Annotated in this window: 28 protein-coding genes and 1 pseudogene; 21 read left to right on the top strand and 8 right to left on the bottom strand. The window is 60.6% G+C overall.

Translation table 11 applies throughout. The annotated features are described in order from the left end of the window. Positions 1 to 38 precede the first annotated feature (38 nt). A complete protein-coding gene (locus PspCFBP13528_RS01395) occupies positions 39 to 1,607 on the top strand; it encodes a phospholipase D family protein (protein ID WP_137199517.1) in 1,569 nt (522 codons plus the stop codon). 71 nt (positions 1,608 to 1,678) lie between these two features. Here PspCFBP13528_RS01395 and PspCFBP13528_RS01390 read toward each other — a convergent pair whose 3' ends face one another. Beyond that, entirely contained in the window at positions 1,679 to 3,172 is a 1,494-nt protein-coding gene (locus PspCFBP13528_RS01390) for an aldehyde dehydrogenase (protein ID WP_137199516.1), read from the bottom strand. A 230-nt stretch (positions 3,173 to 3,402) separates the two neighbouring features. Here PspCFBP13528_RS01390 and PspCFBP13528_RS01385 point away from each other — a divergent pair, with 230 nt between their 5' ends. Then, complete coding sequence (locus PspCFBP13528_RS01385) at positions 3,403 to 3,765, top strand: cupin domain-containing protein (RefSeq protein WP_065953233.1); 363 nt, start codon at positions 3,403 to 3,405, stop codon at positions 3,763 to 3,765. Between the two features lie 71 nt (positions 3,766 to 3,836). On the opposite strand, the gene rpmG is transcribed toward PspCFBP13528_RS01385, so the two are convergent. Both rpmG and rpmB read right to left on the bottom strand, forming a co-directional pair. Then, entirely contained in the window at positions 3,837 to 3,992 is a 156-nt protein-coding gene (gene rpmG, locus PspCFBP13528_RS01380) for a 50S ribosomal protein L33 (RefSeq protein WP_003176906.1), read from the bottom strand. A gap of 11 nt (positions 3,993 to 4,003) precedes the next feature. After that, complete coding sequence (gene rpmB, locus PspCFBP13528_RS01375; RefSeq protein WP_003176907.1) at positions 4,004 to 4,237, bottom strand: 50S ribosomal protein L28; 234 nt, start codon at positions 4,235 to 4,237, stop codon at positions 4,004 to 4,006. A gap of 458 nt (positions 4,238 to 4,695) precedes the next feature. Between rpmB and PspCFBP13528_RS01370 the strand changes: the two genes are divergently transcribed. After that, positions 4,696 to 6,288, top strand: coding sequence for an ABC transporter substrate-binding protein (locus PspCFBP13528_RS01370; RefSeq protein ID WP_137199515.1), 1,593 nt, complete (start codon positions 4,696 to 4,698; stop codon positions 6,286 to 6,288). Positions 6,289 to 6,356: 68 nt separating this feature from the next. On the opposite strand, the gene radC is transcribed toward PspCFBP13528_RS01370, so the two are convergent. Continuing rightward, positions 6,357 to 7,031 carry a DNA repair protein RadC gene (gene radC, locus PspCFBP13528_RS01365; protein ID WP_137199514.1) on the bottom strand — a complete coding sequence of 225 codons (675 nt, stop codon included), beginning with the start codon at positions 7,029 to 7,031 and terminating at the stop codon, positions 6,357 to 6,359. Positions 7,032 to 7,185: 154 nt separating this feature from the next. On the opposite strand from radC, the gene coaBC reads away from it, so the two are divergent. The 7 genes and pseudogenes from coaBC (at position 7,186) to PspCFBP13528_RS01325 (ending at position 12,817) form a co-directional block, all read left to right on the top strand. Then, entirely contained in the window at positions 7,186 to 8,394 is a 1,209-nt protein-coding gene (gene coaBC, locus PspCFBP13528_RS01360) for a bifunctional phosphopantothenoylcysteine decarboxylase/phosphopantothenate--cysteine ligase CoaBC (RefSeq protein WP_010207499.1), read from the top strand. Between the two features lie 5 nt (positions 8,395 to 8,399). After that, positions 8,400 to 8,855, top strand: a complete 456-nt coding sequence (dut, locus tag PspCFBP13528_RS01355; RefSeq protein WP_065953428.1) for a dUTP diphosphatase — start codon at positions 8,400 to 8,402, stop codon at positions 8,853 to 8,855. A gap of 257 nt (positions 8,856 to 9,112) precedes the next feature. Further along, positions 9,113 to 10,516, top strand: a pseudogene (locus PspCFBP13528_RS01345) (phosphomannomutase/phosphoglucomutase); the annotation flags it as partial. 19 nt (positions 10,517 to 10,535) lie between these two features. Next, a complete protein-coding gene (argB, locus tag PspCFBP13528_RS01340) occupies positions 10,536 to 11,441 on the top strand; it encodes an acetylglutamate kinase (protein ID WP_065953236.1) in 906 nt (301 codons plus the stop codon). A 204-nt stretch (positions 11,442 to 11,645) separates the two neighbouring features. Further along, positions 11,646 to 11,858, top strand: a complete 213-nt coding sequence (locus PspCFBP13528_RS01335) for a hypothetical protein (RefSeq protein ID WP_137199512.1) — start codon at positions 11,646 to 11,648, stop codon at positions 11,856 to 11,858. Between the two features lie 16 nt (positions 11,859 to 11,874). After that, a complete protein-coding gene (locus tag PspCFBP13528_RS01330) occupies positions 11,875 to 12,447 on the top strand; it encodes a hypothetical protein (protein WP_065953238.1) in 573 nt (190 codons plus the stop codon). Next, entirely contained in the window at positions 12,434 to 12,817 is a 384-nt protein-coding gene (locus PspCFBP13528_RS01325; RefSeq protein WP_137199511.1) for a hypothetical protein, read from the top strand. The genes PspCFBP13528_RS01330 and PspCFBP13528_RS01325 overlap by 14 nt, the downstream gene beginning before the upstream one ends. Before the next feature lie 167 nt (positions 12,818 to 12,984). Here PspCFBP13528_RS01325 and pyrE read toward each other — a convergent pair whose 3' ends face one another. Next, positions 12,985 to 13,629, bottom strand: coding sequence for an orotate phosphoribosyltransferase (gene pyrE / locus PspCFBP13528_RS01320; protein WP_003195489.1), 645 nt, complete (start codon positions 13,627 to 13,629; stop codon positions 12,985 to 12,987). Positions 13,630 to 13,711: 82 nt separating this feature from the next. Between pyrE and PspCFBP13528_RS01315 the strand changes: the two genes are divergently transcribed. Next, positions 13,712 to 14,491 (top strand): exodeoxyribonuclease III, encoded by a 780-nt coding sequence (locus PspCFBP13528_RS01315; protein WP_003195493.1) that lies wholly within the window; start codon positions 13,712 to 13,714, stop codon positions 14,489 to 14,491. A 59-nt stretch (positions 14,492 to 14,550) separates the two neighbouring features. Here PspCFBP13528_RS01315 and PspCFBP13528_RS01310 read toward each other — a convergent pair whose 3' ends face one another. Beyond that, a complete protein-coding gene (locus PspCFBP13528_RS01310; RefSeq protein ID WP_065953240.1) occupies positions 14,551 to 14,919 on the bottom strand; it encodes a DUF4870 domain-containing protein in 369 nt (122 codons plus the stop codon). Positions 14,920 to 14,941: 22 nt separating this feature from the next. Then, positions 14,942 to 15,664, bottom strand: a complete 723-nt coding sequence (gene rph, locus PspCFBP13528_RS01305; protein ID WP_016975928.1) for a ribonuclease PH — start codon at positions 15,662 to 15,664, stop codon at positions 14,942 to 14,944. Between the two features lie 216 nt (positions 15,665 to 15,880). On the opposite strand from rph, the gene PspCFBP13528_RS01300 reads away from it, so the two are divergent. The 6 genes from PspCFBP13528_RS01300 (at position 15,881) to PspCFBP13528_RS01275 (ending at position 21,177) form a co-directional block, all read left to right on the top strand. After that, positions 15,881 to 16,744, top strand: a complete 864-nt coding sequence (locus PspCFBP13528_RS01300; RefSeq protein WP_137199510.1) for a YicC/YloC family endoribonuclease — start codon at positions 15,881 to 15,883, stop codon at positions 16,742 to 16,744. A gap of 10 nt (positions 16,745 to 16,754) precedes the next feature. After that, the gene (gene gmk / locus PspCFBP13528_RS01295) at positions 16,755 to 17,375 is read left to right on the top strand and encodes a guanylate kinase (protein ID WP_003213284.1); all 621 of its coding nucleotides are present in this window, start codon (positions 16,755 to 16,757) and stop codon (positions 17,373 to 17,375) included. 167 nt (positions 17,376 to 17,542) lie between these two features. Beyond that, entirely contained in the window at positions 17,543 to 17,806 is a 264-nt protein-coding gene (rpoZ, locus tag PspCFBP13528_RS01290; protein ID WP_003176920.1) for a DNA-directed RNA polymerase subunit omega, read from the top strand. A 60-nt stretch (positions 17,807 to 17,866) separates the two neighbouring features. Continuing rightward, entirely contained in the window at positions 17,867 to 19,972 is a 2,106-nt protein-coding gene (spoT, locus tag PspCFBP13528_RS01285; RefSeq protein WP_065953243.1) for a bifunctional GTP diphosphokinase/guanosine-3',5'-bis pyrophosphate 3'-pyrophosphohydrolase, read from the top strand. A gap of 24 nt (positions 19,973 to 19,996) precedes the next feature. Further along, positions 19,997 to 20,377: a RidA family protein gene (locus PspCFBP13528_RS01280; protein ID WP_003176922.1), complete on the top strand. Its 381-nt coding sequence runs from the start codon at positions 19,997 to 19,999 to the stop codon at positions 20,375 to 20,377. 56 nt (positions 20,378 to 20,433) lie between these two features. Beyond that, on the top strand, positions 20,434 to 21,177 hold the full coding sequence (locus PspCFBP13528_RS01275) for a hypothetical protein (RefSeq protein ID WP_065953244.1): 744 nt from the start codon (positions 20,434 to 20,436) through the stop codon (positions 21,175 to 21,177). A gap of 63 nt (positions 21,178 to 21,240) precedes the next feature. Here the strand turns inward: PspCFBP13528_RS01275 and PspCFBP13528_RS01270 are convergent, their stop codons facing one another. Continuing rightward, complete coding sequence (locus PspCFBP13528_RS01270) at positions 21,241 to 22,092, bottom strand: SDR family oxidoreductase (protein ID WP_065953245.1); 852 nt, start codon at positions 22,090 to 22,092, stop codon at positions 21,241 to 21,243. A gap of 189 nt (positions 22,093 to 22,281) precedes the next feature. On the opposite strand from PspCFBP13528_RS01270, the gene exbB reads away from it, so the two are divergent. The 4 genes from exbB to PspCFBP13528_RS01250 all read left to right on the top strand — a co-directional run bounded on the left by exbB (position 22,282) and on the right by PspCFBP13528_RS01250 (position 25,511). After that, on the top strand, positions 22,282 to 23,256 hold the full coding sequence (gene exbB / locus PspCFBP13528_RS01265) for a tonB-system energizer ExbB (RefSeq protein ID WP_137199509.1): 975 nt from the start codon (positions 22,282 to 22,284) through the stop codon (positions 23,254 to 23,256). Positions 23,257 to 23,262: 6 nt separating this feature from the next. Beyond that, positions 23,263 to 23,688, top strand: a complete 426-nt coding sequence (gene exbD / locus PspCFBP13528_RS01260; protein WP_003195519.1) for a TonB system transport protein ExbD — start codon at positions 23,263 to 23,265, stop codon at positions 23,686 to 23,688. Further along, positions 23,685 to 24,431 carry an energy transducer TonB gene (locus PspCFBP13528_RS01255; RefSeq protein WP_057723307.1) on the top strand — a complete coding sequence of 249 codons (747 nt, stop codon included), beginning with the start codon at positions 23,685 to 23,687 and terminating at the stop codon, positions 24,429 to 24,431. Before exbD ends, PspCFBP13528_RS01255 begins: the two co-directional genes overlap by 4 nt. 159 nt (positions 24,432 to 24,590) lie before the next feature. Beyond that, positions 24,591 to 25,511, top strand: a complete 921-nt coding sequence (locus PspCFBP13528_RS01250) for a hydrogen peroxide-inducible genes activator (RefSeq protein ID WP_057723306.1) — start codon at positions 24,591 to 24,593, stop codon at positions 25,509 to 25,511. Positions 25,512 to 25,513: the final 2 nt, after the last annotated feature.

Raw genomic sequence — 25,513 nt, 5'->3', positions numbered from 1 at the left:
TATGCCGACAAACGCCTGACCTGGATGCCGCTTCCTTGATGATTAAACGGCTTTTACCGCTTGCCCTGTTGGGAGCACTGGCACTGGGTGGCTGCGCGACAGCCTACACACCGCGCGTGCCCAGTGATGCGCTACCGGCGGCAGACTCCTCCTTCGGCCGTTCGATCCAGGCCCAGGCGGCACCGTATCAGGGCCGCTCCGGCTTTCGTCTGCTGCCCAACAGCAGCGAAGCCTTCATGGCCCGCGCCGAACTGATCCGCAACGCCCAGACCAGCCTCGACCTGCAGTACTACATTGTGCATGACGGTATCAGCACGCGCATGCTGGTGGATGAACTGCTCAAGGCCGCCGACCGCGGCGTGCGCGTGCGCATCCTGCTGGACGACACCACAAGCGACGGGCTCGACCAGATCATCGCGACGCTTGCCGCCCACCCCAACATCGACATTCGCCTGTTCAACCCGCTGCACCTGGGGCGTAGCACCGGGGTGACACGTGCCATGGGGCGCCTGTTCAACCTGTCGCTGCAACATCGGCGCATGCACAACAAACTGTGGCTGGCAGACAACAGCGTGGCGATCGTGGGCGGGCGCAACCTGGGGGATGAGTATTTCGATGCCGAACCCAACCTGAATTTCACCGATATCGACATGCTCAGTGTCGGGCCGGTGGCCGAGCAACTGGGTCACAGTTTCGATCAGTACTGGAACAGCGCGCTGAGCAAACCTATCGATGAGTTTGTCGCGGACATGCCCTCCAAGGTCGACCTCGCTGTTGCGCGTGGGCGCCTGGAGGCCTCGCTGACCCAATCGCGCCAGCAGAACCACGCTTTGTATAACCGCCTGCGCACTTACCAGACCCAGCCGCGCATGGATATCTGGCGTCGCGAGTTGATCTGGGCCTGGAACCAGGCCCTGTGGGATGCCCCGAGCAAGGTGCTGGCCAAGGCCGACCCGGACCCGCAATTGCTCCTCACCACGCAACTGGCGCCGGAGCTGGAGGGCGTCAGCCGTGAGCTGATCATGATTTCGGCGTACTTCGTTCCCGGGCCTCCCGGGCTGATGTACCTGACGGGCCGCGCCGATGCGGGCGTGTCAGTGAACCTGCTGACCAATTCCCTCGAAGCCACTGATGTACCCGCCGTGCACGGCGGCTACGCGCCCTATCGCAAGGCGCTGCTGGAGCATGGCGTGAAACTCTATGAGCTGCGTCGACAACCTGGCGACCCCAGCGCAAGCAGCGGGCCGCACCTGTTTCGTCGCGGCAGCTTTCGCGGCTCCGACTCCAGCCTGCACAGCAAGGCGATGATTTTCGATCGGGAAAAATCGTTTATCGGCTCCTTCAATTTCGATCCGCGCTCGGTGCTGTGGAACACCGAGGTCGGCGTACTGGTGGACAGCCCGGAACTGGCGGAACACGTGCGCAACCTGGCGCTGCAAGGGATGGCGCCAGCACTGAGCTACGAGGCGAAACTGCAGGATGGGCATATCGTGTGGGTAACGGAAGATAACGGCCAGTTGCACACCCTGACCCGGGAGCCAGGCAGTTGGTGGCGCCGGCTCAATGCCTGGTTCGCCACCAGTGTCGGCCTGGAGCGCATGCTCTAGAAATCAGGCATACCCCATCTGGGAGGGGGCAAGCCCCCTCCCACAGTTGCCCTGTGCTGTTTCCAGCAGGGTTACAGCTTGATCCAGGTCGCCTTCAGCTCAGTGTATTTGTCGAACGCGTGCAGCGATTTATCGCGACCGTTACCCGACTGCTTGAAGCCACCGAACGGAGCGGTCATGTCGCCGCCGTCGTACTGGTTGACCCACACGCTACCGGCCCGCAGGGCCTTGGCAGTCAGGTGAGCATTGGAAATGTCCGCCGTCCACACCGCCGCAGCCAGGCCATATTGGGTGTCATTGGCGATGGCGACAGCTTCTTCGGCGCTGTCGAACGTGATCACCGACAGTACCGGACCGAAGATTTCTTCCTGGGCAATTTTCATGGCGTTGGTCACACCGTCGAAAATGGTCGGTTCGACGTACGTGCCACCGGTTTCTTCCAGGGTGCGCTTGCCACCGGCGACCAGTTTGGCGCCGTCGGCATGCCCCGCTTCGATGTACGAGAGCACATTGTTCATCTGCTGGGTGTCCACCAGCGCACCCACGTTCGTGGCAGGGTCCAGCGGGTTACCGGGTTTCCAACCCTTGAGGGCCTCGATCACCAGCGGCAGGAAGGTGTCCTTGATCGAACGCTCCACCAACAGGCGCGAACCGGCGGTGCAGACTTCGCCCTGGTTGAAAGCGATGGCACTGGCTGCGGACGCGGCGGCGGTTTGCAGGTTCGGTGCATCGGCAAACACGATGTTCGGGCTCTTGCCGCCAGCTTCCAGCCATACGCGCTTCATGTTCGATTCGCCGGAGCGGATCAACAGTTGCTTGGCAATTTTGGTGGAACCGGTAAACACCAGGGTATCCACGTCCATATGCACTGCCAGCGCGTTACCCACGGTGTGGCCGTAGCCCGGCAGCACGTTAAACACGCCTTTTGGAATGCCGGCCTCAACGGCCAGAGCGGCGATGCGGATGGCGGTCAACGGGGACTTTTCCGACGGTTTGAGAATCACCGAGTTACCGGTCGACAGCGCCGGGCCGAGTTTCCAGCACGCCATCATCAGCGGGAAGTTCCACGGTACGATCGCACCGACTACGCCGACGGGCTCACGGGTCACCAGACCCAGTTGATCATGGGGCGTGGCCGCCACTTCATCGTAGATCTTGTCGATTGCCTCGCCGCTCCAGCTCAAGGCATTGGCCGCGCCGGGGACGTCAATGTTCAGGGCGTCGCTGATCGGCTTGCCCATGTCCAGGGTTTCCAGCAGCGCCAGCTCTTCGGCATTGGCCTTGAGCAGCGCCGCGAAACGGATCATGACGGACTTGCGCTTGGCCGGTGCCAGGCGTGACCAGACCCCGGAATTGAATGTGGCACGGGCGTTTTCCACGGCACGCTGGGCGTCGGCGGCGTCACAGCTGGCCACAGTGGCGAGCAGACGGCCATCGACCGGACTGATGCATTCGAAGGTCTCACCGGAAGCGGCGGTGGTGTATTCGCCATTGATGTAAGCGCGGCCTTCGATTTTCAGGTCCTTGGCGCGTTGTTCCCAGTCGGCACGGGTCAGGGTGGTCATGCAAGTCTCCTCCTCTTATTGGATACAAGGGCCTGGAAAAGTGATCCCGGCGCCTCCACGAATGCTTGCCTGGCCAGCCTGCTGTTCGGCTCAAGGCACTTGCCACCCTAAACCAGCGGCTGGGGATGTTTCAATATATTTGACATAACGGCGGCAAACGCCCTTGCGATGTTCATTTTAATAAACATAGACTTTGGGCTCTCCAACTGCAGGCCAGACGGGATAAGCACATGAGCATCCAGGACATCGTCGATTTCAGCCAAGCCAATACCGCCCCCGACCGCTATCGCCCTGCCGCCGAGAAAATCCTCAAGGGCGACCCCGAACAGACGATCTACAACCACTACAACAGCCCATGCGGGCAAATGAACGCGGGCGTCTGGGAAGGCGAAATCGGGCAGTGGACAGTCAATTACACCGAGCATGAATACTGCGAGATCGTGCAGGGGGTTTCCGTACTGCGCGATGCCCAAGGGAATGCCAAAACCCTGCGCGCCGGCGACCGCTTTGTGATCCCGGCCGGCTTCAGCGGCACCTGGGAAGTGCTGCAAGCGTGCCGCAAGATCTACGTGGTGTTCGAACAGAAGGCCTGATCAGCGAATCACAGGCAAAAAAAAGCCCGTATCGTGAGATACGGGCTTTTTTTCACAAGGAAGGAAATCAATTACTTGATTTTGCCTTCTTTGTAGATCACGTGCTTGCGAACGCGCGGGTCGAACATTTTCTTTTCGAGCTTGTCCGGGGTAGTACGCTTGTTCTTGTCGGTAGTGTAGAAGTGACCAGTACCGGCGCTAGAGATCATTCGAATCAATTCACGCATGATAGAGCTCCTTAGATCTTGCCGGCGGCGCGGATTTCGGCCAGCACGACAGTGATGCCACGCTTGTCGATGATACGCATGCCTTTGGCAGATACACGCAGGCGAACAAAACGTTTCTCTTCTTCAACCCAGAAGCGGTGATGCTGCAGGTTCGGCAGGAAACGACGACGGGTTTTGTTATTTGCGTGGGAAATGTTATTCCCAGTCACCGGACCCTTACCGGTAACTTGACAGACTCTCGACATGCCTCAGCCCTCTAAAACCACATGCCCAACCCGGCATGGGTTGGCCGCTTAATCTCTCAGTCATTTGGCGCCAGGCGCCGCGTTTCTTTAGGGTCTTACCGGCTACACCTACAAGCGAAGGAACCGGGCCCCTAGAAAAGAGCGCTGCTTTATACCAGAAAGACCCAGGTGCAACAACAGCGAGTGTGTTTTTACCTGAGCAAATCTCGCCTATTGGCGCCTGAACCGTTGCCAGGAGGGGCCGCTGTAACAGCCGACCGCTCGTCGCACAGAATGATTTTCAGCGCCTGCAAGCACTCTGACCTGCACGTTGAAACGCGCTGAGGCGCCATCAAAACAGCATTTTGGCCAAAAGCACAGGCAAAAATAGGCTAGTCATTTAATCAACAGGCCACTACGGTAGGACTTTTCCAGACTGCACTCGCAGATGGGCCTTCGATCTGCACAGGAAACCGCATATGCGCCTCGCTGCCCTACCGCTGTTGCTAGCGCCCCTCTTTATCGCGCCGACGGCCGCTGCCGCCACCAATTTGAGCGTTTGCACCGAGGCCAGCCCCGAAGGGTTCGACGTGGTGCAGTACAACTCGCTGACCACCACCAACGCTTCGGCGGACGTGCTGATGAACCGCCTGGTGGACTACGACGCAACCGCCGGCAAGCTGGTGCCGAGCCTGGCAGACAGCTGGGATGTCTCCCCGGACGGCCTGACCTACACCTTCAAACTGCACCCGAACGTAAAATTCCATCGCACCGAGTATTTCACCCCGAGCCGTACCCTGACGGCCGAAGACGTGCGCTTCAGCTTCGAACGCATGCTCGACCCGGCCAACCCGTGGCACAAGATCGCCCAAAGCGGCTTTCCCCACGCGCAATCCCTGCAATTGCCGGCGCTGATCAAGAAGATCGATGCTCTTGACCCGCTGACCGTGCGCTTCACCCTCGATCACCCCGACTCCACATTTCTCGCAGCATTGAGTATGGGTTTTGCTTCGATCTATCCGGCCGAATATGCCGACAAATTGCTCAAGGCCGGCGCCCCCGAGAAGCTCAACAGCCAGCCCATTGGCACCGGCCCGTTTGTTTTCGTGCGTTTCCAGAAGGATGCGGTGGTGCGCTACAAGGCCAACCCAGACTACTTCGCCGGCAAACCGACGGTGGATAACCTGATCTTCGCCATCACGCCGGATGCCAATGTGCGCTTGCAGAAACTGCATCGCGACGAGTGCCAGATCGCCCTGTCGCCCAAGCCCCTGGATGTGGGCGAAGCTGAAAAAGACCCGGCCCTGAAGGTGGAAAAAACTGCCGCGTTCATGACTGCCTTCGTCGCCATCAACAGCCAGCACCCGCCACTGGACAAGCCCGAGGTACGCCAGGCGATCAACCTGGCCTTTGACAAAGGCAGCTACCTGAAGGCTGTATTCGAAGGCACCGCCGAAGCGGCCAATGGTGTTTATCCACCCAATACCTGGAGCTATGCCAAGGACTTGCCGGGTTATCCACAAGACCTCGCCAAAGCCAAGGCGCTGCTCAACCGCGCCGGCCTCAAGGATGGCTTCAAAACCACGCTCTGGACCCGCCCTACCGGCAGCTTGCTGAACCCCAACCCGAATCTTGGCGCTCAACTGCTGCAGGCCGATCTGGCCAAGGTCGGCATCCAGGCCGACATCCGCGTGATCGAGTGGGGCGAGTTGATTCGCCGCGCCAAAGCCGGCGAACACGACCTGCTCTTCATGGGCTGGGCCGGCGACAATGGCGACCCGGATAACTTCCTGACCCCGCAATTTTCCTGCGCAGCCGTCAAATCCGGTACCAACTTCGCCCGCTACTGCGACCCTGCGCTGGACAAGCTGATCAGCGCCGGCAAGACCACCAGCGAACAAGGCGTGCGCACCAAGCTCTACCAGCAGGCCCAGGCGCAGATCCAGCAGCAGGCCTTGTGGCTGCCCCTGGCACACCCCACAGCATTTGCCCTGACGCGCAAGAATATTGGTGGCTACCAGGTGAGCCCGTTTGGTCGCCAGGATTATTCCAAAGTCAGCGTCAAGCCTTAAGCTGCGAGCTGCAAGCTGCAAGCTGCAAGCCGACTTGTGGCTTGCAGCTCTGACCTTGCAGCTGCCTTCTACATCCATCCGTATTCCGCCATCGACAACGGATCACCATCGCCCACGATGATGTGGTCCAGCACCCGCACGTCCACCATTTCCAGGGCTTTTTGTAGAACCTTGGTCAATTTTCGATCAGCCGGGCTGGGGTCCACGCTTCCCGAAGGATGGTTGTGGCACAGGATCAACGCTGCCGCGTTGTACGCCAGCGCACGCTTGACCACTTGCCGGGGATAGACCAGGGCGGAATCGATGGTGCCTTCGCAGAGCGCCTCGAAACCCAGCACCCGATGCTTGGAGTCGAGAAACAGGCAGCCAAACACTTCGTGAGATTCATGACGCAGCAGCGCCTTGAGGTATTCGCGCACGGCCAGCGGGCTTTCCAGCACCGAATCGTTGCGCAGGCGCTCGGCCATGTGGCGCCGGGACATTTCCAGCACCGCCTGCAATTGGGCAAACTTCGCCGGCCCCAGGCCCAACTGCTGATTGAACAGCGCCTGGCTGGCCTCCAGCAGCGGGCGCAACCCACCGAATTGCGCCAACAGGTGGCGCGCCAGGTCCACGGCGCTCCTGCCGGATACGCCGGTGCGCAGGAAAATCGCCAGCAACTCGGCATCGGACAGACTGGCCGCGCCCCACTCCAACAGCTTCTCCCGCGGCCGCTCGGCAGCAGGCCAATTGCGAATACTCATCCCACCTCCTTTCCATGATGTACGCCGTATGCGCCGCTGTTGCCGGACGGACGCTGTGTTATCGTAGGCCCTCTTTTTTGCATGCGATTTCACCTGGGGAGGGGTCATCGCAGGCGTCACTGAACTGGCTTCACTGAACTGGAAAGGCAAACCAATGCAGCGTCTGTATCGGAAACGCATCGTTCTCGGCGTCGGCGGCGGCATTGCCGCCTACAAGAGCGCGGAACTGGTTCGCAGGCTCCTGGACCAAGGCGCCGAAGTGCGCGTGGTCATGACCCGTGGTGGCAGTGAGTTCATCACCCCGCTGACCATGCAGGCCTTGTCCGGCCACCCGGTTCACCTGGACCTGCTGGACCCGGCGGCCGAAGCCGCCATGGGCCATATCGAACTGGCCAAATGGGCCGACCTGGTGCTCATCGCACCGGCCACCGCCGACCTGATCGCGCGCCTGGCCCAGGGCATTGCCGATGACCTGCTGACCACCCTGGTACTGGCCACCGACGCCACCGTCGCCATTGCCCCGGCGATGAACCAGGCCATGTGGCGCGACCCGGCCACCCAGGCCAACACCCAACTCCTGCAAAGCCGTGGCCTCAAGGTCTTCGGCCCGGCGTCCGGCAGCCAGGCCTGTGGCGACGTCGGCATGGGCCGCATGCTCGAAGCCACCGACCTGGCGCTGTGTGCCGCCGAGTGCTTCCAGCACCTGGCTCTCACCGGTAAACACGTGTTGATCACCGCGGGCCCAACCCAGGAAAACATCGACCCGGTGCGCTACATCACCAACCATAGCTCAGGAAAAATGGGCTTTGCCCTGGCTGAAGCAGCGGTTGAGGCAGGCGCACGTGTCACCCTGATCACCGGCCCGGTGCATTTACCGACGCCCGATCGTGTCACCCGAATCGACGTAGTCAGCGCCCGGGACATGTTGGCGGCCTGTGAAGCGGCCATTCCGTGCGACCTGTTCATCGCCTCGGCAGCGGTTGCGGACTACCGGCCGGAGGTCGTTGCACCGCAAAAGCTCAAGAAAGACCCTACAAGCGGCGATGGCCTGCTCCTGCAAATGGTGCGCAACCCTGACATTCTGGCCACCATCGCCACACGTGCGGACCGTCCGTTCAGCGTCGGCTTCGCCGCCGAGACCGAACATTTGCTGGACTACGCCGCGCGCAAATTGAAAGACAAAAACCTCGACCTGATCGTTGCCAATGATGTCGCCAACCCGAGCATCGGCTTCAACAGTGAGGAAAATGCCATCAGCGTGATCGACCGCGAGTTGCACGCCACCGTTTTCGCCCAGACCAGCAAGGGCAAGATTGCCCGTCAACTGATCTCTTTTATCGCCCAACGGCTGAACCAGGTTTAATGTCCATGCACGCTTTGCAAGCCAAGATCCTCGACCCACGCATCGGAAACGAATTCCCACTTCCGGCCTACGCCACCCCAGGTTCCGCCGGCCTGGACCTGCGCGCCATGCTCAAGCAGGACACGGTCCTCGAGCCAGGCCAGACGATCCTGATCCCCACCGGCCTGTCGATCTACGTCGGCGACCCGGGCCTGGCGGCCCTGATCCTGCCGCGCTCCGGCCTGGGCCACAAACACGGCATCGTGCTGGGCAATCTGGTGGGCCTGATCGACTCCGACTACCAGGGCGAATTGATGGTGTCGTGCTGGAACCGCGGCCAGACCGCATTCAATATCGCGGTCGGCGAGCGCATCGCCCAACTGGTGCTGGTGCCGGTGGTCCAGGCGCAGTTCGAACTGGTGCAGGAATTCGACGAAACCCAGCGTGGCGCAGGTGGTTTTGGGCATTCCGGCAGTCACTGACTAAGCTGAACAGGGCCGGGCGCAATTGCCCGGTCAGACGCCACCGCCCGGTTTTTCAGGATGAAGAATGCGCGTAAATTATCAGCGGATTTTATCAAATAAAATCAACAGGTTACGCAAATATGAGCGCAAGGCCGAAGCGCCGATGGCACTTTTACACCACGAACTCTCTGCCGAAAACGTCGTCATACCCTTCAGTTTGAGCCTGCCGGCCAGCCACATCAGGCCAGCCTTGCCCCCTTTCAGATGGAGTTCCCCCCGCGATGAGTACTGCAGCCCGCGTAGCCCCGAGCTTTCCCGACAGCATCTTCCGAGCCTATGACATTCGTGGCGTGGTGCCCAAGACCCTGACCGCCGAAACCGCCTACTGGATCGGCCGCGCCATCGGTTCACAGAGCCTGGCCCAGGGCGAGCCGAATATTTCGGTAGGTCGTGACGGCCGCCTGTCCGGCCCGCAGCTTGTGGAGCAATTGATCCAGGGCCTGGCTGACAGCGGTTGCCATGTCAGCGACGTCGGCCTGGTGCCCACGCCTGCGCTGTATTACGCCGCCAACGTCCTGGCCGGCAAGTCCGGCGTCATGCTGACCGGTAGCCACAACCCGTCGGACTACAACGGCTTCAAAATTGTTATCGCCGGCGACACCCTTGCCAACGAACAGATCCAGGCCCTGCACACTCGCCTGAAAACCAACGACCTGAGCAGCGGCACTGGCAGTATCACCAAGGTCGACATCCTGCAGCGCTACTCCGACGAAATCACCCGCGACGTCAAGCTCGCCCGTCGCCTCAAAGTGGTGGTGGATTGCGGCAACGGGGCGGCTGGCGTGATCGCTCCGCAATTGCTCGAAGCCCTCAATTGTGAAGTGATTCCCCTGTTCTGCGATGTTGACGGCAACTTCCCCAACCATCACCCGGACCCCGGCAAGCCTGAAAACCTGGTGGACCTGATCGCCAAGGTCAAGGAAGTGGGCGCCGACCTGGGCCTGGCCTTCGACGGCGACGGCGACCGCGTAGGCGTGGTGACCGAAACCGGCGAGATCGTGTTCCCGGACCGCCTGCTGATGCTGTTCGCCCGTGACGTGGTGGCGCGCAATGCCAACGCCGAAATCATCTTCGACGTGAAATGCACCCGTCGTCTCACGCCCCTGATCAAGGAATACGGCGGTCGCCCGTTAATGTGGAAGACCGGTCACTCGTTGATCAAAAAGAAAATGAAGGAAACCGGCGCCTTGCTGGCCGGCGAAATGAGCGGTCACGTGTTCTTCAAGGAACGCTGGTTCGGTTTTGACGATGGCATTTACAGCGCTGCGCGCCTGCTGGAGATCCTCAGCAAGGAAAAATCCACCGCGCAAGCGCTGTTTCAGACCTTCCCGAACGATATTTCTACGCCAGAGATCAATATCCATGTGACCGAGGAGAGCAAATTCAGCATCATTGACGCACTGCACGACGCGCAATGGGGTGAAGGCGCCAACCTGACCACCATTGATGGTGTGCGAGTCGATTACGCCAAAGGCTGGGGCCTGGTTCGCGCGTCCAACACCACGCCGGTGCTGGTGCTGCGCTTCGAGGCGGATACCGAGGCTGAGTTGCAGCGCATCAAGGACGTGTTCCACGTCCAGTTGAAACGTGTTGCCCCTGATCTCCAATTACCGTTCTGATTTTTTACCGGAGCCCTGAATGACCCTCGAACGCGAAGCCGCTGCCAACACCGCCAAGGTCCTGTCCGAAGCGTTGCCCTATATTCGACGCTACGTCGGCAAGACGCTGGTGATCAAGTACGGCGGCAATGCCATGGAAAGCGACGAGCTTAAAACCGGCTTTGCCCGCGACATCGTGCTGATGAAAGCCGTGGGGATCAACCCGGTTGTCGTCCACGGCGGTGGGCCGCAAATCGGTGACCTGCTCAAGCGTTTGTCGATCGAGAGTCATTTCATCGATGGCATGCGCGTCACTGACGCGCAGACCATGGACGTGGTGGAAATGGTGCTCGGTGGCCAGGTCAACAAGGACATCGTCAACCTGATCAACCGCCACGGCGGCAGCGCCATTGGCCTGACCGGCAAGGACGCGGAACTGATCCGCGCGAAAAAACTGACCGTGACGCGCCAGACACCGGAAATGACCCAGCCGGAAATCATCGACATCGGCCAGGTAGGCGAAGTGATCGGCATCAACACCGATTTGCTCAACCTGCTGGTCAAGGGTGACTTCATCCCGGTGATCGCGCCGATCGGCGTGGGCGCCAACGGTGAGTCCTACAACATCAACGCCGACCTGGTGGCCGGTAAAGTGGCAGAAGCGCTGAAAGCTGAAAAGCTGATGCTGCTGACCAACATCGCCGGCCTGATGGACAAGGAAGGCAAAGTACTCACCGGCCTGACTACGCAACAAGTCGACGAGCTGATCGCCGATGGCACCATCTATGGCGGCATGCTGCCGAAGATCCGCTGCGCGCTGGAAGCGGTGCAAGGCGGCGTCGGCAGCTCGCTGATCCTCGATGGCCGGGTTCCGAACGCGATCCTGCTGGAAATCTTCACCGACACGGGTGTGGGTACGCTGATCAGCAACCGCAAGCGTCAATGACGTGAAAATCTTACCTGGACCGTAGTTTTTCGTCGATTCCTTCGGCAACGCGCACCTGCGTACGAAACTTCCGAAGGAATCGACGAGATCTGCGGTCTTTTCAATGCGAGAGGGAAATGCCCTACCGCAATGATCGAATCATCCGACATCGTGCCGGCATGCATCTGCTTAGGATCTTCCTTAATTCCACAGGAGATCTTCCCCATGCAAAAAGCCCACACCCCCTACGGCAGCGACGTCTCGGCAGGCACTTATGAGTGCGCCGACTGCGGACGCCACTACAGCAATCAGTCGAAGACTTCACTCCCACCTTGTCCTGACTTCAAACCAGGCACGCACCTCCTGAAAGGCTGGAATATCCTCACCGGCCAAGGTGACGCCGTCGAAGATCCGTACCCGAACCAGCCTTCCCAATAACGGCGGAGACTGGACTATGGAGATCTCGTTCACCATCGATACCGATACTTTCCAGCGGGAACAGAGGGAGCCGGTCAAGAAAACCCTGAAAATTTCCGATAGCGAAATTGCAAGTGCCTTACAACGCATCGCCAAAGCAAGCCTGACCGAGTATTTGAAAATGCTGGTAGAGGGTGGCATGCCAAGTAGGGCAGATGAGGCGAAACAGGATCGCTTGCTGTATCTGATTCAAAGCTATTTCGGGCAGACTCTGCCCACTGAATCGCAGATTTCGACGATCTTTCAGCTGACCCAAAGCCAAAGCAAAACGTTGCTGAAAAACACGGTTTCACGCTTTCGTAATCAATTGGACGAGATCCTGCAGCACAGTATGCAAACTGTGATCGAGTCTGCAGAGCATGCACAGGCGGTGTATCTGGTGGTCATCAGCTCGGACGTCATCCGCGATGAGCTGAACATGCTCATTACGCAAAATGAACCCACCTTCAAACCCATCACTAAACGCAAGGGCAGTGCCGGGCAATTCGAGATCAGCGAAGACTCACATGCGCTGTTATGCCAAACGCTGGGCCTGAATGCCGTTGGGTGACATCGTCGCGGTCAGCGGCCTGCTGCTGACCCTGGCCACCTTCATGTTCAACTTGGCGTGGCCCAAAGTTCATGACGTGTTAGCGCTGGATGAGAGCCAATCAGGCGCGCAGGCCAGGAAACGTAGCAGGACCAAAGTCCTCAATATTTTGCTCGCCTGCGCCCTACCCATGACCAGTACTTTCATGGCGTTGTTTTACGTAAACCTGCCCACCGCCGTCCGCGTTATGACCAGCAGCAGACTGGACCTGTGGAACTTCGACGTGGATCGCACGTTGTACGTGCTGGTGGTCCTGGCATTGCTGGTGTTTGCGCTGTTCAACGCCTGGCTTGTCGTGCGATTGATCGATAAATGGCGGAAATTGGCTTAGCAACAAGTCGACGAGCTGAGCGCCGATGGCCGGATTCCGAACGCGATCCTGCTGGAAATCTTCATCGATACGGGTGTGGGTACACTGATCAGCAATCGCAAGCGTCCTTAAAAACGCTGAAAACAAATGTGGGAGGGGGCTTGCCCCCTCCCACATTACTTGCTGTATCAGACGCCGAACTGCTCGCGGTACGCCCGCACTGCCGGTAGATGCTGTTTAAGCTGCGGATCATCTTCCAGGAACTGCAACACCTGGTTCAACGACACAATGCTCACCACCGGAATGCCGAAATCACGCTCCACTTCCTGGATCGCCGACAACTCACCGTTGCCACGCTCCTGGCGGTTCAGCGCGATCAACACACCGGCGGCCTTGGCGCCGTCCTGGGAGGCGATGATCTGCATCACTTCGCGGATCGCGGTGCCTGCGGTGATGACGTCGTCGATGATCAGCACATCGCCGGTCAACGGGGCTCCGACCAGGCTGCCACCTTCACCATGAGCCTTGGCTTCCTTGCGGTTGAAGCACCACGGCAAGTCCTGCCCATGATGTTCCGCCAGGGCCACCGCCGTCGCAGCGGCCAGGGGAATGCCCTTGTAGGCCGGACCAAAGAGCACGTCGAAGGAAATACCGCTTTCAACAATGGCTGCCGCGTAGAAACGCCCCAACTGAGCCAGGGCCGAGCCCGAGTTGAACAAGCCGGCATTGAAGAAATACGGGCTGGTGCGCCCGGACTTGAGGGTGAACTCACCGAAGCGCAAAACCCCGCGATCGATGGCAAAACGAATGAAATCGCGTTGATACGCCTGCATGAAAAAAGCCTCAGATACCACGGATTTAGCTAATTAGGTGGACGGCGTGTATCATACACGCACGCGATTTTTGGGGCCATTTATGCGGATCATCAGTGTGAACGTTAATGGTATTCAGGCTGCAGTCGAGCGTGGTTTGCTCAGTTGGCTGCAAGCACAGAATGCCGACGTCATCTGCCTGCAGGACACCCGTGCCTCCGCCTTTGAACTGGACGACCCAGCCTTCCAACTGGATGGCTACTTCCTTTATGCCTGCGATGCCGAAGTGCCCACCCAAGGTGGTGTGGCTTTGTACTCGCGGTTGCAACCCAAGGCGGTCATCAGCGGCCTCGGCTTCGAGACAGCCGACCGCTACGGGCGTTACCTGCAAGCCGATTTCGACAAGGTCAGCATCGCGACCTTGCTGCTTCCTTCGGGGCAGAACGGCGATGAAGACTTGAACCAGAAATTCAAGCTAATGGACGATTTCGCCCGTTATCTGGATAAACAGCGACGCAAACGTCGCGAGTACATTTATTGTGGCTCGCTGTACGTGGCGCAACAGAAGCTGGATATCAAGAACTGGCGCGACAGCCAGCAATCCCCGGGTTTCCTGGCGCCGGAACGGGCCTGGATGGACGAAATTGTCGGCAACATGGGTTATGTCGACGCGCTGCGCGAAGTCAGCCGTGAAGGCGACCAGTACAGCTGGTGGCCGGATAACGAACAGGCCGAAATGCTCAACCTGGGCTGGCGTTTCGACTACCAGCTGCTGACCCCGGGCCTGCGCCGGTTCGTACGCAGTGCACGCCTGCCGCGCCAGCCGCGCTTCTCGCAGCACGCGCCGCTGATCGTGGACTACGACTGGACATTGACCATCTGAGGTCATTCTCCAGACGCAAAAAAACCGACAGCGATGTCGGTTTTTTTGTGGGCAACTGTTTACTTGACCAGGCGCCAGGTCCACGGATAACGGTAGGCAATGCCCTTATTCGCCTTGATACCGGCAATGATCGTCAGTATCAGCGCTCCAATCACCAGCACGGTCATCAACAAAAAGCCGATGACTACGAAGCCCAGCAACAGGCACACCAGCCAGGCGATCGCCACCGTGATCTGGAAGTTCAGGGCTTCCTTGCCCTGATCATCGATGAACGGGTCCACGTCCTTCTTGAACTGCCACAGGATCAACGGCCCCAACAAACTGCCGAAAGGGAACACCAACCCTGCAAACGCCGCGAAATGACACAACATCGCCAACTGGCGTACTTCCCCGGACGGTGTCGGAACCGGCAACTGGCTGTCATTCATGGCGCTTCTCCTGAGGACCGGCTTAGTCAGCCAGTGCGGCGTTTTGCAGTTCGAAAATTTCGGTCATGCCTTTCTGGGCCAGGGCCAGCATGGCGTTCAGCTCGGCCGGCTGGAATGGCGCGCCTTCGGCGGTGCCCTGCACTTCGATGAAGCCACCGGTGCTGGTCATGACAACGTTCAGGTCGGTCTCGGCGGCCGAGTCTTCCAGGTAGTCCAGGTCCAGCACAGGCTCGCCCTGGTACATGCCGACCGAGACGGCGGCGATCATTTGCTTGAGCGGGTCACCGCCTTTGAGGCCACCGCGCTTCTTGATCACTTTCAGTGCGTCGACCAGAGCCACCATGGCGCCGGTGATCGACGCGGTACGGGTGCCGCCATCGGCCTGGATCACATCACAGTCGACGTACAGGGTCACGTCGCCCAGCTTGGACATGTCCAGGGCAGCGCGCAGGGAACGACCGATCAGGCGCTGGATTTCCAGGGTACGCCCGCCTTGCTTGCCACGACTGGCTTCACGCTGGTTACGCTCGCCGGTGGCGCGCGGCAGCATGCCGTACTCGGCGGTCAACCAACCCTGGCCCTGGCCCTTGAGGAAGCGCGGCACGCCGTTCTCGACGCTGACGGTGCAGATCACCTTGGTATCACCAAACTCGACCAGTACGGACCCCTCGGCGTGTTTGGTGTAGTTGCGGGTGATGCGGATCGAGCGGAGCTGATCGGCAGCGCGACCACTTGGACGTTTCATAGGGAATTCCTGTACTGAGGACGAAAAACTGCCGAGCATTATAGAGCCGCCAGCGGATTCGGGGCACTTCTAAAAATCCGGTTACGAATACGCGGTCCATCGCCCATTGTCTGGGCGCACCCGCCTCACTGCGCTACACTCCTGCGCCTTTGCAGCCTGTCGGCTCCCATTTCATCATCAGCCCGTATCTGCGGGACTGCATTGCGAGGTACCTCCATGGTGCACAGCATGACCGCCTTCGCCCGTGTCGAAAAAGCCGGCGCCCAAGGCACCCTCAGCTGGGAATTGCGCTCGGTCAACAGCCGTTACCTGGAGCCACATCTACGCCTGCCCGAGTCTTTCCGCGACCTCGAAGGCGCCGTACGTGAAGCGCTGCGCCAGGGCATTTCCCGCGGCAAGCTCGAATGCACCCTGCGCTTTACTGAAGAAACCACCGGCAAACCGCTGCAGGTTGACCGCGACCGCGCCGCGCAACTGGTCGCCGCCGCCGAAACCATTGCCGGCCTGATCAAGCAGCCCGCCGCACTGAACCCCCTGGAAGTCCTGGCCTGGCCCGGCGTGCTGGTGGCCGATGCCGCCGACCCGCAAGCCTTGAACGCCCAAGCGCTGGCACTCTTCACCCAGGTCCTGGACGAACTCAAGGCCGGCCGTGAACGCGAAGGCGCCGAACTGGCCCGCCTGATCAACGAGCGCCTGACGTCGATCGAAGCAGACGTCGTCACCCTGCGCGAACTCGTACCGCAGATGCTCGCCACCCAGCGCCAGAAGGTCCTGGACCGCTTCGCCGACATGAAGGCCGACCTCGACCCCGTGCGCCTGGAGCAGGAGATGGTGCTGCTGGCCCAGAAGAGCGACGTCGCCGAAGAGCTCGATCGCTTGAGCACCCACATCCTCGAAGTGCGCCGCGTGCTCAAGTCCGGCGGCGCCGCCGGTCGGCGCCTGGACTTCCTGATGCAGGAACTCAACCGCGAAGCCAATACACTGGGCTCCAAGGCGTTCGACCCGCGCAGCACCACGGCGGCGGTCAACCTCAAGGTGTTGATCGAGCAGATGCGCGAACAAGTACAGAATATTGAGTAAGGCAACCTCCATGACCCACAGCACCGGCACCCTTTACATCATTTCCGCCCCCTCGGGCGCGGGCAAGAGCAGCCTGGTCAAGGCCCTGACCGACGCTGACGAGCAGATCCGCATCTCGGTCTCCCACACCACCCGCGCCATGCGCCCGGGTGAGGTGAACGGCGTGCACTATCACTTCGTCGAGCGTACCGAGTTCGTCAAGATGATCGAACACGGTGACTTCCTGGAGCGCGCCGAAGTGTTCGGCAACCTCTACGGCACCTCGCAAAGCCACCTGCAACAGACGCTGGATGAAGGCCATGACCTGATTCTGGAAATCGACTGGCAGGGCGCCGAACAGGTACGCCAGCTGATGCCCAAGGCGCGCTCGATCTTCATCCTGCCGCCCTCGCTTGAAGCCTTGCACCAGCGCCTGACCAACCGCGGCCAGGACAGTGACGAGATCATCGAAGGTCGCATGCGTGAAGCCGTCAGCGAAATGAGCCACTACGTCGACTACGACTACCTGATCATCAATGACGATTTTGCCCACGCGCTGGACGATTTGAAGGCGATTTTCCGCGCCAATCAACTGCAGCAAAAGCGTCAACAGCAGCGTTTCGGCAAGTTACTCGCCGAACTGCTCGGCTGATTGGCCCTTCCCAAAATGGCTGCAAGGGCTTTACATTGGCACTTGTAGCGGTTTTGCGAGGGCCTGAGAAAAATCAGCGCTTCCCTAAACGCTGGTGATTTTTTAAACTGCTCAGTCCGCTCGCCCAACCGGGCAGCGCGCATCTTGCATTCGCTCCGAGGAATACCATGGCCCGCGTAACCGTTGAAGACTGCCTAGAACACGTGGATAACCGCTTTGAGCTGGTCATGCTCTCTACCAAGCGTGCCCGTCAACTGGCCACTGGCGGCAAAGAGCCCCTGGTCCAGTGGGAAAACGACAAGCCTACCGTTGTGGCCCTGCGTGAAATCGCTGAAGGCCTGATGAGCTACGAGTTCATCGCCAACGCTGAAATCGTTGAAGACGAACCGCTGTTTGCAGCGTTCGAGGACGAGTCCAACGAGGCCGTCTAAGCCTATGCCTGGTCGACGTAGCACGGCGCGGGGTCACAGCCTTCGGCAGGAGTTCACACTTTGCCGAGCATAGACGCCCTCGCCGATCGCTTATCGGCCTACCTCGGTCCCGACCAGGTCAACCTGGTCCGCCGAGCGTATTTCTACGCCGAACAAGCCCACGACGGCCAACGCCGTCGTAGCGGCGAGGCGTATGTCACCCATCCTCTTGCGGTGGCAAACATTCTTGCCGACATGCACATGGACCATCAGAGCCTGATGGCCGCGATGCTGCATGACGTGATCGAAGACACCGGCATCGCCAAGGAAGCGCTCAGCGCGCAATTTGGCGAAACCGTGGCCGAACTGGTCGATGGGGTCAGCAAACTGACCCAGATGAACTTCGAGACCAAGGCCGAAGCCCAGGCGGAAAACTTCCAGAAGATGGCCATGGCCATGGCCCGCGATATCCGCGTGATCCTGGTCAAGCTGGCCGACCGGCTGCACAACATGCGCACGCTGGAAGTGCTCTCCGGCGAAAAACGCCGGCGCATCGCCAAGGAAACCCTGGAAATCTACGCGCCCATCGCCAACCGGCTGGGCATGCATGCCATTCGTATCGAGTTCGAAGACCTAGGCTTCAAGGCCATGCACCCGATGCGCTCGGCGCGCATCTTCCAGGCGGTCAAGCGCGCCCGGGGCAACCGCAAGGAAATCGTCAACAAGATCGAAGAGTCCCTGAGCCATTGCCTGGCGATCGACGAGATCGAAGGCGAAGTCAGCGGACGGCAGAAACACATCTACGGCATCTACAAGAAGATGCGCGGCAAGCGCCGGGCCTTCAACGAGATCATGGACGTCTATGCGTTCCGGATCATCGTCGACAAGGTCGACACCTGCTACCGCGTGCTGGGCGCTGTACATAATTTGTACAAACCCCTGCCGGGCCGCTTCAAGGATTACATCGCGATTCCCAAGGCCAACGGCTACCAGTCGCTGCATACCACGCTGTTCGGCATGCACGGCGTACCGATCGAGATCCAGATCCGCACCCGCGAAATGGAAGAGATGGCCAACAACGGCATCGCCGCCCACTGGCTGTACAAGTCCAGCGGCGATGAGCAGCCCAAGGGCACCCACGCCCGCGCCCGTCAGTGGGTCAAGGGCGTGCTGGAAATGCAGCAACGCGCCGGCAACTCCCTGGAGTTCATCGAAAGCGTGAAGATCGACCTGTTCCCGGACGAGGTCTACGTGTTCACGCCCAAGGGCCGGATCATGGAGCTGCCCAAGGGCTCCACGGCAGTCGACTTCGCCTACGCCGTGCACACTGACGTGGGTAACAGCTGCATCGCCTGCCGCATCAACCGGCGCCTGGCCCCGCTGTCGGAACCGCTGCAAAGCGGCTCCACGGTGGAGATCGTCAGTGCACCGGGCGCGCGGCCGAATCCGGCCTGGCTCAACTTCGTGGTTACCGGCAAGGCGCGCACGCATATCCGCCACGCCTTGAAACTGCAGCGCCGTTCCGAGTCCATCAGCCTGGGCGAACGCCTGCTGAACAAGGTGCTCAACGGTTTTGACAGTGCCCTGGACAAGATCCCGCAGGAGCGCGTGCAAGCGATGCTCCACGAGTACCGCCAGGAAACCATCGAAGACCTGCTCGAAGATATCGGCCTGGGCAACCGCATGGCCTACGTGGTCGCGCGCCGCCTGCTCGGCGAAGGCGAACAGTTGCCAAGCCCGGAAGGCCCACTGGCGATTCGCGGCACCGAGGGCCTGGTGCTCAGCTATGCCAAATGCTGCACGCCGATCCCGGGCGACCCGATTGTCGGCCACCTGTCGGCGGGCAAAGGCATGGTGGTGCACCTGGACAACTGCCGCAACATCACCGAAATCCGTCACAACCCGGAAAAATGCATCCAGCTTTCGTGGGCCAAGGATGTCACCGGCGAATTCAATGTCGAGCTGCGCGTGGAGCTGGAGCACCAGCGTGGCTTGATCGCCCTGCTGGCCAGCAGCGTCAACGCGGCCGACGGCAATATCGAGAAAATCAGCATGGACGAACGCGATGGGCGCATCAGCGTGGTCCAGCTGGTGGTCAGCGTGCACGACCGCGTGCACCTGGCTCGCGTGATCAAGAAGCTGCGCGCCTTGACCGGTGTGATCCGCATCACCCGCATGCGTGCATAACCGATCCATTACAAGGAGTCACTCATGACCAAGACAGTAATCACCAGCGACAAAGCCCCGGCCGCCATCGGTACTTATTCCCAGGCGATCAAGGCGGGCAACACCGTCTACATGTCCGGCCAGATCCCGCTGGACCCAAAGACCATGGAACTGGTGGAAGGCTTCGAAGCACAGACCGTACAGGTCTTCGAAAACCTCAAGTCCGTGGCTGAAGCGGCTGGCGGCTCCTTCAAGGACATCGTCAAGCTGAACATCTTCCTGACCGACCTGAGCCACTTCGCCAAGGTCAACGAGATCATGGGCAAGTACTTCGAACAGCCGTACCCAGCCCGCGCCGCCATCGGCGTTGCTGCCCTGCCAAAGGGCGCGCAGGTTGAAATGGACGCAATTCTGGTCATCGAGTAAAAACACCCGGCGCAGCTTCAATCGCTGCGCCGACTTCGTTTCAGAAGGATTTAGTCATGCGCAAAGCGCTTGTAGCCTCGTCGTTGCTCGCCCTGCTGCTCGGCGGCTGTGCCAGCAACCCTGCCAATCTGGATGTCAGCGGGACCTGGATCAACCAGGCCGCCATCGATGCGGCAGCCAAGGGCGGCCCTTTGCGCGAAGCCTTGCAGACCTTTGGCCCGAACCTGGAATGGGAGGTCAACACCAAGGCCTTGCAGGCACGCTACTACAACGGTTTTGAAGTAGCGGAAGGCAAGTTGCAGACGGACAAGCCAGGCGCCTGGAGCGTGGACTTCTACGGCAGCGCTGCCACCGAGCTCAAGCGCAGGGGCAAAAAGCTGCTGCAAGTGGCCAACGACAATGAGCCTGAGCAACTGTTCATGCGCCCCAAGGATCCGGCTCCGGAGGGCGCGCCACTGGGCGCCAACTTCGAGCGGGCGCTCTATGCGGCCTACATGGGCGGGGACTGGAAGATCACCGACGGGGTCGGCAATGGCGCCACCGTACAGTTCCAGGCTGACGGCAAGATTGTCGGCCTGCCTGGGGTGGACCGCTACTCCCTGTGCCTGGCGGGCGATTGCGCCTCGATGAGCGGCGGTTATGACAGCATCTGGCTGCAATTGAATGGCGTGGGCAATCCGTGGATCTTTGCGCGCAAGGGCAAGCAACTGGAGATTTTCCAGGCGATCAACACGGCGCAAGCGGATGAAGTGCCTCAGTTCACCCAAGGCCCTCGCCAATGGCTGCTTGAAAAGCAATAACCGACCGGGCAAGCAGCTAAATGTGGGAGGGGGCTTGCCCCCTCCCACATTCCAGACGGTGTTTCAACCCTTGAGGATGGCTGCATAGCCTTCCCGGTAAGTCGGATAGGTCGGTGCCCACCCCAGCGCCTTGGCCCGCGCATTACTGCATTGCTTGCTGCCGGCACGCCGCACACTGGCGTCCTCGGACCACTCTGTCACCCCCAGATACTCACGCAACCAACCCACCACTTCGGCCAATGGTGCGGGCGCGTCGTCGACACCGATATAGACCTTGTCCAGCGAACCGCCCTGCTCCACATGACGCAGCAAAAACGCCAGCAAGCCCGCCGCGTCATCCGCGTGAATCCGGTTGCCATATAAAGGCGGGTCAATCGCCACGCGGTAGCCCTGGCGAACCTGGGTCAACAGCCACTCACGGCCCGGGCCGTAAATGCCGGTCAATCGCACCACGCTCGCCGGGATGCCGCTGTTGAGCGCAACCTGCTCGGCCTCGAGCATGACCTGGCCGGAATAACCTTTGGCCTGGGTTTCAGAGGTTTCGTCGACCCACTCGCCATTCTGCTGTCCATACACACTGCTGCTGGACACGAACAGCAGGTGCCTGGGCGCCTGACCGTAATCCTGCAGCCACTCCAGCACATGCTTCAAACCCTGCACATACGCCGCGCGATAGCCGGCCTCGTCGTGGTCGGTGGCTGCGGCGCAGTACACCAGGTAATCCACCCCGCCGATCGGCCAGGTCTCAGGGCAGTCTTTATTGAACAGGTCGCCGGCGATGCCGATCACGCCCTCGGGAAGACGTGAAATATCGCGGCGCAGGCCATGCACCTCCCATCCTCCGGCCAGCAATTGGCTAGCCAGCCGACTACCCACATCGCCGCAACCGGCAATCACAACAGAAGGCGCAGACATCATAAAACTCCATTCTCAAAGGCGCAGATTAGCCGCGCGAGAGGATCAACGGCCAGTAAAAAGCGAAATAAAGTAACAGTGCCACTTTAGTTAACAAGAATTACTTGCAATAATAACCACCCATTTGTCCTCGGCCCGCAGGGGTCTGGCAGGACGATCACCCATTATTTTCTCTCAGGTCCGGCCAGCATGACACGTAATACAAACCCCGCTTCGCCAACCAAGCCTCACAGCCCATCCCGCGCCTGGCGTGCGATTGCTGCGATGCTGTTCAGCGTACTGCTGGCGCCGACCGCCGCTTTCGCTGATGCCACCGCACCTGCCGCTCCAGCCGCTGCCGAGCAGAATGCCGCCACCCCGGCTGCCCCAGCCGCCGCGCCAACCGCCACCGACCCGGCCCCGGCTGCAGCGTCTGCCGACGAAACCGGCGTTGTGCTGGAAGAAGACAACACCCTGGGCATGGCACACGACCTGTCTCCGTGGGGCATGTACCAGAACGCCGACGTGGTGGTAAAAGCCGTGATGATCGGCCTGGCCATCGCCTCCATCATTACCTGGACCATCTGGATCGCCAAAGGCTTCGAGCTGCTGGGCGCCAAGCGTCGCCTGCGTACTGAAATCGTCCACCTGAAAAAAGCCACCACCCTCAAGGAAGCGAGTGAAACCGCGACCAAGAAGGGCACCCTGGCCAATACCCTGGTGCACGACGCGCTGGAAGAAATGCGCCTGTCGGCCAACACCCGCGAAAAAGAAGGCATCAAGGAGCGTGTCAGCTTCCGCCTGGAGCGTCTGGTGGCGGCCTGCGGCCGTAACATGAGCAGCGGCACCGGCGTGCTGGCCACCATCGGTTCCACTGCGCCCTTCGTCGGCCTGTTCGGTACCGTGTGGGGCATCATGAACAGCTTTATCGGCATCGCCAAAACCCAGACCACCAACCTCGCCGTGGTCGCCCCCGGCATCGCCGAAGCCCTGCTGGCTACCGCCCTGGGCCTGGTTGCCGCGATTCCTGCGGTGGTGATCTACAACGTCTTCGCCCGTTCGATTGCCGGCTACAAGGCCCAGGTGTCGGATGCGTCGGCAGAAGTCCTGCTGCTGGTCAGCCGCGACCTCGATCACCTGCCTCCCGAGCGCAGCTCGCAACCGCACATGGTGAAAGTGGGGTAATCGGCCATGGGCCTGCATTTGAATCAAGGCGACGACGAACTCGTCGAGAACCACGAAATCAACGTCACGCCGTTTATCGACGTGATGCTGGTGCTGCTGATCATCTTCATGGTGGCCGCACCGTTGGCCACCGTGGATATCAAGGTCGACCTTCCCGCCTCCAGCGCCAAGCCGGCGCCGCGGCCGGAGAAGCCGATTTTCCTCAGCGTGAAGGCGGATCAACGCCTGTTCCTGGGTGAAGAAGAAGTCAAGGCCGAAACCCTGGGGCCGGTGCTCGACGCCAAGACCCAGGGCAAGAAAGACACGACGATCTTCTTCCAGGCCGACAAGGGCGTGGACTACGGCGACCTGATGAGCGTGATGGATGCCCTGCGGGCAGCCGGCTACCTCAAGGTAGGCCTGGTCGGACTTGAGACGGCAGCCAAGAAATGATCACGACGCGCCACAAACTGACGCGTTATGGCACCAGCCTCGCAGTCGTGCTGGGCGTGCATGCCGTTGCGATCATCATCGCGCTCCAATGGTCCGCGCCGCAGGCGATTCAGCTGCCGCCGGCCGCGATGGTCATCGACCTCGCGCCCCTGCCGGCGCCACCGCCGCCTCCGGCACCGCCCAAGGTCGTTGCGCCACCGCCACCACCGGTCGAAGAGCTGCCTCTGCCGAAGTTGGCCGAAGCGCCCAAGCCAACGATCCAGGTGCCCAAGCCGGTCAAACCCAAGCCCAAGCCCCAGCCGCCCAAGCCGGTGGAGAAAAAGCCCGAGCCGCCCAAGGAAAAACCTTCCGAAGAGCCACCGAGCGACACGCCGCCGAGCAACGCGCCTGCGCAAAAATCCGCGCAGCCCGCCCCCGGCCCATCGGCACAGCAGCTTGCCGCCCAGGCATCCTGGCAAAGTACCCTGCTGGCACACCTGCAGAAGTACAAGAAGTACCCGCCAGGCGCGCAGCAGCGTGGCAAGGAAGGCATGAACCGCCTGCGCTTCGTGGTGGATGGCGAAGGCAATGTGCTGTCCTATGAGTTGGAGGGCCGCTCCGGCAACGCCGACCTGGACCGCGCGACGCTGGACATGATCCGCAAGGCTCAACCCTTGCCCAAGCCGCCAGCCGACCTGCTGAAAAACGGCAGTGTGGAACTCGTCGCACCGTTCGTTTACAACATCGACAAGCGCCGCCGCTAGCCGGGCACTGTGGGAGGGGGCGTGCTCCCTCCCACAGTCGGCTTCAGCGAATCAGCAAAATTACCGACAGCCCCCGCTCAATCCCCAGCAAAGTTCTGATAACGTGCGTCTATCGATTGCAGCCGGTATGCTTGGCCCGCAACTTCATGGACGCCCGCTATGACTCTTACAGAATTACGCTACATCGTGACCCTCGCCCAGGAACAGCATTTCGGCCACGCGGCCGAGCGCTGCCACGTCAGCCAGCCGACGCTGTCGGTGGGTGTGAAGAAGCTTGAAGACGAACTCGGTGTACTGATTTTCGAGCGCAGCAAGAGCGCCGTGCGCCTCACCCCCGTGGGCGAAGGCATTGTTGCCCAGGCCCAGAAGGTGCTGGAACAGGCGCAAAGCATTCGTGAACTGGCCCAGGCCGGCAAGAACCAGTTGACCGCACCGCTCAAGGTCGGCGCCATCTACACCGTCGGCCCCTACCTGTTCCCGCACCTGATCCCGCAACTGCACCGCGTCGCGCCGCAGATGCCGCTGTATATCGAAGAAAACTTCACCCACGTACTGCGCGACAAACTGCGCAACGGCGAGCTGGACGCGATCATCATCGCCCTGCCGTTCAATGAGGCGGATGTGTTGACGCTGCCGCTCTACGATGAGCCGTTCTATGTGCTGATGCCGGCCTCCCACCCGTGGACCAAAAAGGACAGCATCGACGCCGGCCTGCTCAACGACAAGAGCCTGCTGCTGCTCGGTGAAGGCCACTGCTTCCGCGACCAGGTCCTGGAAGCCTGCCCCACCCTGACCAAGGGCAACGACGGCGCCAAGCACACCACGGTGGAATCCAGCTCCCTGGAGACCATTCGCCACATGGTCGCTTCCGGCCTGGGTATTTCGATCCTGCCGTTGTCGGCGGTAGACAGCCATCACTACGCCCCCGGCGTGATCGAAGTGCGCCCACTCACGCCACCGGTGCCCTTCCGCACCGTGGCCATCGCCTGGCGCGCCAGCTTCCCGCGCCCCAAAGCGATTGAGATCCTCGCCGACTCGATCCGCCTGTGCTCGGTGGCCAAACCGCCTGCTGCGAGCTAAGT

The organism is Pseudomonas sp. CFBP13528 (assembly GCF_005233615.1).
Lineage (GTDB): Bacteria > Pseudomonadota > Gammaproteobacteria > Pseudomonadales > Pseudomonadaceae > Aquipseudomonas > Aquipseudomonas fluorescens_AM.
This window is presented reverse-complemented; position numbering and strand designations above follow the sequence as displayed.